Source organism: Bradyrhizobium genomosp. III (genome assembly GCF_000261705.1).
Taxonomy (GTDB): Bacteria; Pseudomonadota; Alphaproteobacteria; order Rhizobiales; family Xanthobacteraceae; genus Bradyrhizobium; species Bradyrhizobium ottawaense.
Genome location: NZ_AJQF01000334.1, coordinates 1 through 5340, shown reverse-complemented (window position 1 = coordinate 5340; position 5340 = coordinate 1). Strand labels below are relative to the sequence as shown.

The 5340-nt window shown below is 64.9% G+C and carries 6 protein-coding genes; 4 read left to right on the top strand and 2 right to left on the bottom strand.

Annotated features, from left to right (window positions below; translation table 11 throughout):
* Positions 1–58 precede the first annotated feature (58 nt).
* Together IC66_RS0126980 and ctrA are read right to left on the bottom strand one after the other, a co-directional pair.
* Positions 59–463, bottom strand: a complete 405-nt coding sequence (locus IC66_RS0126980) for a DUF350 domain-containing protein (protein ID WP_028142189.1) — start codon at positions 461–463, stop codon at positions 59–61.
* Positions 464–635: 172 nt separating this feature from the next.
* Positions 636–1337: a response regulator transcription factor CtrA gene (gene ctrA / locus IC66_RS0126975; protein WP_008138878.1), complete on the bottom strand. Its 702-nt coding sequence runs from the start codon at positions 1335–1337 to the stop codon at positions 636–638.
* A gap of 440 nt (positions 1338–1777) precedes the next feature.
* Here ctrA and fliI point away from each other — a divergent pair, with 440 nt between their 5' ends.
* From fliI to IC66_RS0126955, 4 genes are all read left to right on the top strand, one after another.
* Positions 1778–3103: a flagellar protein export ATPase FliI gene (gene fliI / locus IC66_RS0126970; RefSeq protein ID WP_028142190.1), complete on the top strand. Its 1326-nt coding sequence runs from the start codon at positions 1778–1780 to the stop codon at positions 3101–3103.
* 121 nt (positions 3104–3224) lie between these two features.
* Positions 3225–3644, top strand: coding sequence for a flagellar export protein FliJ (gene fliJ, locus IC66_RS0126965; RefSeq protein ID WP_008138882.1), 420 nt, complete (start codon positions 3225–3227; stop codon positions 3642–3644).
* A 181-nt stretch (positions 3645–3825) separates the two neighbouring features.
* Entirely contained in the window at positions 3826–4371 is a 546-nt protein-coding gene (locus tag IC66_RS0126960) for a sigma-70 family RNA polymerase sigma factor (protein WP_038949766.1), read from the top strand.
* Positions 4372–4408: 37 nt separating this feature from the next.
* On the top strand, positions 4409–5340 hold a 932-nt coding region (locus IC66_RS0126955; RefSeq protein ID WP_038949765.1), incomplete at its 3' end, for an anti-sigma factor.

Below are 5340 nucleotides of genomic sequence, written 5' to 3'. Positions count from 1 at the left end.
CCGTGGCAGGCGCGGCCGACGCTTGCCGAACTGCTGTTTGGACGGTTTGTCGGCCATCTCAATAGATCATGCTGGCGGCGTTTAGCAGGCCCGCGGCGAGCGAGGACAGCCCGAGCCAGATCGCGGGCGCAAGCTCGCCGGCGGCGATCCGCTCCGACAGCTTCGGCACCGGCACTCTCACGAGAAAGAACACGATGATCTGCACGATCAGCGCGATCGTCGCCCAGATCAGGCAGTCCAGCACATTGGCCGAATGCGCGATGGCGCTGACCAGCGGCGCCACGAAGCCGAGCAGGCTGAGGCCGAGCGCGATCGCCGCGGCCGGCTCGTTGTCGCGGATCAGCTGGAACTCGTTATGCGCGGTGATGCGGGTATAGACGAACAGATACGCCACGATCGCGATCAGCCCGGTGCAGAAATAGACCAGGAAGGCGGGCAGGCCGGCCAGTGATTGCAGGATCATCGTTCCCCCATCGTGCAGCGACCATTCGTCGGCGGGGGAAGCATAGCGGTTCAATGGCGGGACGGCGACAAAGCCGCCTTCACGTCCCCAAAAAACAAAACCCCGCCATTTGCGGCGGGGTCCAGGCTGGGAGGAGCGAGCCCGAAAGGGCCCGCGACGTAAACCCAGAAGATCAGGCGGGAATGCGCTCTTCGTGCTCGTGCGGCTCGCGCAGCACGTAGCCGCGGCCCCACACGGTCTCGATGAAGTTGCGTCCCTCGGAAGCGTTGGCCAGCTTCTTGCGGAGCTTGCAGATGAAGACGTCGATGATCTTCAGCTCGGGCTCGTCCATGCCGCCATAGAGATGGTTGAGGAACATTTCCTTGGTCAGGGTCGTGCCCTTGCGGAGCGAGAGCAGCTCCAGCATCTGGTATTCCTTGCCGGTCAGATGCACGCGCTGGCCGCCGACTTCCACCGTCTTGGTGTCGAGGTTGACGACGAGGTCGCCGGTCTGGATGACCGACTGGGCGTGACCCTTGGAGCGGCGCACGATCGCGTGGATGCGGGCCACCAGCTCGTCCTTGTGGAAGGGCTTGGTCATGTAGTCGTCGGCCCCGACGCCGAGACCCTTGACCTTGTCCTCGATGCCGGCGAGGCCGGAGAGGATCAGGATCGGTGTCTTGATCTTGGAGACCCGAAGCTGCTTGAGCACGTCGTAGCCGGACATGTCGGGCAGGTTGAGGTCGAGAAGGATAATGTCGTAATCGTATAATTTACCGAGATCGACGCCTTCTTCCCCCAAATCGGTCGTGTAGACGTTGAAGCTCTCAGACTTCAGCATCAGCTCGATCGACTGCGCGACGGCGCTGTCATCTTCAATCAGCAAAACGCGCATGCCAGTTCCCCATAGTCGCCGCTCCTGGGCGTCAGGTCGGCCGCATTCGCGGCACTCAACAAAACGCCTTTGAACAACTGATTCGGATCCTGACAACAGATGGTTAACAAATCCTGATTCTGGAACGCAAGTCCCCCGGGTGCAATTTTTGTCGAATCGCCCTAAGGTCCTGTGCGCGAAGCAGCTTTCGTCACCCAGCTCAGTTCAAGTTCCACTTTAAGAGACGGGCCTAACCGACTCCCGCGACTCAGCCTTCTTCTGAAGGGGAGTCACGCTCAGTCACAAAGACAGTGACGCAATGATTAATGATGCGGGTAAACACGAAGTTAAGCGCCGTTCAGAAATATGGCGAAACTTAAGGTTTTCACCGTGAAGTCCCGGGGATCGCAAAGGGCGACCCTGGGGATGACCAAGGCGCGGTCCTTAATGAAGGCTCCCTTATGAAGGCGCTTGCCGAACAGATCGGCGACATCGACGGCATCAATATCTATGGCCGCGTCGTCGGTGTCCGCGGCCTGATGGTCGAGGTGGCCGGCCCGATTCATGCGATGTCGGTCGGCGCGCGGCTGGTGATCGAGACCGGCGCCAACCGTTCGATTCCCTGCGAGGTGATCGGCTTCTCCGGCAACAATGCTGTCGTGATGCCGTTCGCCGGCCTCGACGGCGTGCGCCGCGGCTGCAAGGCCGTCATCGCCAATGCCGCCAATCTGGTGCGACCGTCGTCGGCCTGGCTCGGCCGCGTCGTCAACGCCCTGGGCGAGCCGATCGACGGCAAGGGACCGCTGCCGCAGGGCGCCTCGCCCATGCCGTTCCGCAATGCGCCGCCGCCGGCGCATTCGCGCAAGCGTGTCGGCGCCCCGCTCGATCTCGGCGTGCGCGCGATGAACACCTTCCTCACCTGCTGCCGCGGCCAGCGCATGGGCATCTTCGCAGGGTCCGGCGTCGGCAAATCGGTGCTGCTGTCGATGCTCGCGCGCAACGTCGATGCCGCGGTCAGCGTCATCGGGCTGATCGGCGAACGCGGCCGCGAGGTTCAGGAATTTCTGCAGGACGACCTCGGCGAGGAGGGCCTCGCCCGTTCCGTCGTCGTGGTCGCAACCTCCGACGAGCCGGCGCTGATGCGCCGGCAGGCGGCGTATCTGACGCTCGCGGTCGCCGAATATTTCCGCGACGAGGATCAGGACGTGCTCTGCCTGATGGACTCGGTGACGCGCTTTGCCATGGCCCAGCGCGAGATCGGCCTGTCCGCCGGCGAGCCGCCGACGGCCAAGGGCTACACGCCGACCGTCTTCACCGAGCTGCCGAAACTGCTGGAGCGCGCCGGACCGGGCCTGGGGGAGGGCGCCATCACCGCGATCTTCACGGTGCTGGTCGACGGCGACGACCATAATGAGCCGATTGCGGATGCCGTCCGCGGCATCCTCGACGGCCACATCGTGATGCAGCGCTCGATCGCCGAGCGCGGCCGCTACCCCGCCATCAACATCCTCAAATCCGTCTCCCGCACCATGCCGAAATCGGCCGACCCGCAGTTCTGGCCGACCATCCAGAAGGCGCGGGCGGTGATGGCGACCTATGCCGACATGGAGGAATTGATCCGGCTCGGCGCCTACCGGGCCGGCTCCAGCCCCGAGGTCGACGAGGCGATCCGCCTGCACGAACCGCTCGAGGCGTTCCTGCGCCAGCGCAAGGACGAAAATGCGTCTCTGGCGGACGGGTATCGCCAATTGGCGCAAATCCTCGGTAATTTGGAAACGGAACGCTAACTTTGTCAGGTCATCATCCCATCCCACAGAGTAGCAGAGCCGGTCTTGGCCCCTGTTGGGCCTGTGGGGAGACCGGTGACGTCCCACGTGCAGCGAGGGGACTTCTGGGGAGTACGAGTCGATGAAGTCACGAGATACCCTCATCCGCCTGAAGAAGTTTCAGGTCGACGAGAAGCGCCGCCGGGTCACCCAGATCGAGACCATGATCGCCGACTTCCAGCGGATGTCGACCGATCTCGAGCGCGAGATCACGACCGAGCAGGAGCGAGCCGGGATCAACGATCCCTCGCACTTCGCCTATCCGACCTATGCCAAGGCCGCCATTCAGCGCCGCGAGAACCTGACCCGCTCGGCGGACGAGCTCAAGGGCCAGCTCGACGAAGCCAAGGCCGCGCTGGCCGAGGCCTTCGAGGAGCTCAAGAAGGTCGAGCTCCTGGACGAGCGCGACCAGGCCCGCGAGCGCGCCGAGGAAAATGCGCGCGAGCAGGCCGATCTCGACAGCATCGGCCTGATGCGCGCCCGCATCGGCGCCGTCGCCTGAGCCGCTAGCCGCCAGACCATCCTGGAATTATTGCCAAACCCGGACCCGCAAGGTCCGGGTTTTCGCATGTGCTATCCACAGTGTGGCGCCGCACCCCTTGGTGGACGGCTTGGCCGCGCGCTATGGTAGCGAAGTGCCGGGGCCTGCGCGGAACGCGATGGCCCGCGTGTCGGGGGGCTGAATGCTGACGCCAGCAGAGCTGGTCGGGTTGATCGAGGCGGTGGCGAAGGGCGATCAGACGGCGTTCGAGCGCCTCTACGCCGCCACGCGCGCGAAACTTTATGGCGTCGTGCTCCGTATCTTGCGCCGACAGGATCTCGCAGAGGAGGTCATTCAGGAGACCTACGTCAAGATCTGGAACGGTGCCGGCGGGTTCAATCCGGCGCTGTCGTCGCCGATCACGTGGATGGCCTCGATTGCGCGCAACCGTGCGCTCGACATCGTGCGCAAGAAGTCTGAGGTCTCGATCGAGGAAGAGCCTCAGGCGATGGAGGTCGCGGCCGACAGCCCCGATCCGCTGGCGCGCCGGGAGATGACCGAAGAGTTGAAGCGGCTGCTGGAATGCGTCGGCCGGCTCGAGCCGGACCGTCAGCGGCTCGTGCTTCTCGCCTATTACAACGGCTGGAGCCGCGAGCAATTGGCGGAGAAATTCGCCGCTCCCGTCAACACGGTGAAGACGTGGCTCCGGCGCAGCATGTTGGATATCCGGGAGTGCCTCGGACTATGAGGGTTTATACTGTGAGGGTGGTTCTGGACTGCATGTGATGGCCTACTCGGAGGACCATATCGCGCTCGCCGCGGAATATGCGCTCGGCACCCTCGATGCCGATGAGCGCGCGCAGGTCGAGACCATGATGGCGGTGGACCCGGCGTTCGCCGACATCGTGCAGGCCTGGGCCTATCGGCTCGGCGCCCTCAACCAGATGGTCGGCTCGGTCGAGCCGCGTCCGATCGTGTGGGAGAACATCAGGTCCGAGATCGCGCGCACGGCGCTTGCGCAGCAGCCGCCCGGTCTGGCCGAAATCGTACCGCCGCCAATCCCGCCCGTCGAGGCCGCGCCGCCGGAAGCGCCGCTGGAGCAGGGACCGCAACCGGAGCCGCAGCCTCCCGAAGCAGAGCAGCCCGAGCCGATGCGCTCCGGATCCGATGTGATACCCGACATCGCGCCGGTGTTCATGCCGCAGGTCCATGCGCCCGATCCTGAGGTCGTCCGGACGCCGCAGGTGCCCATCGCCGACGACACCAACGTGATCCGTCTCGAGGGCCGCGTGAAGCGCTGGCGCTCGATCGCATCCGCGGTCGGTGCGCTCGCGGCTGCGCTGCTGGTGACGCTATCGCTTCAGATCTTCCTGCCCGACGCGCTGCCGGGGGCTTTACGTCCGGCGCCGCGCATCCAGACGGTGGAAGTGAAGACACCGGCCGCACCGCTCGCCGCCGCGGCGCAATATGTCGCGCTGCTGCAGGGCCAGGGCGGTGGCCCCGCCTTCATCCTCACCATCGACGGCGCGACGCGGAATTTCACGGTGCGCAAGGTCGGCGCGACGCCGGAGCCCGGCAAGAGCTTCGAGCTCTGGCTGATCTCCGACAAGCTGCCGCGCCCGCGCTCGCTCGGCGTGATCGGCGCGGGCGAATTCACCGCGCGTCCGCTGCTCGCCTCCTATGATGCCGACGTCGTCAACGGCGCGACCTACGCGGT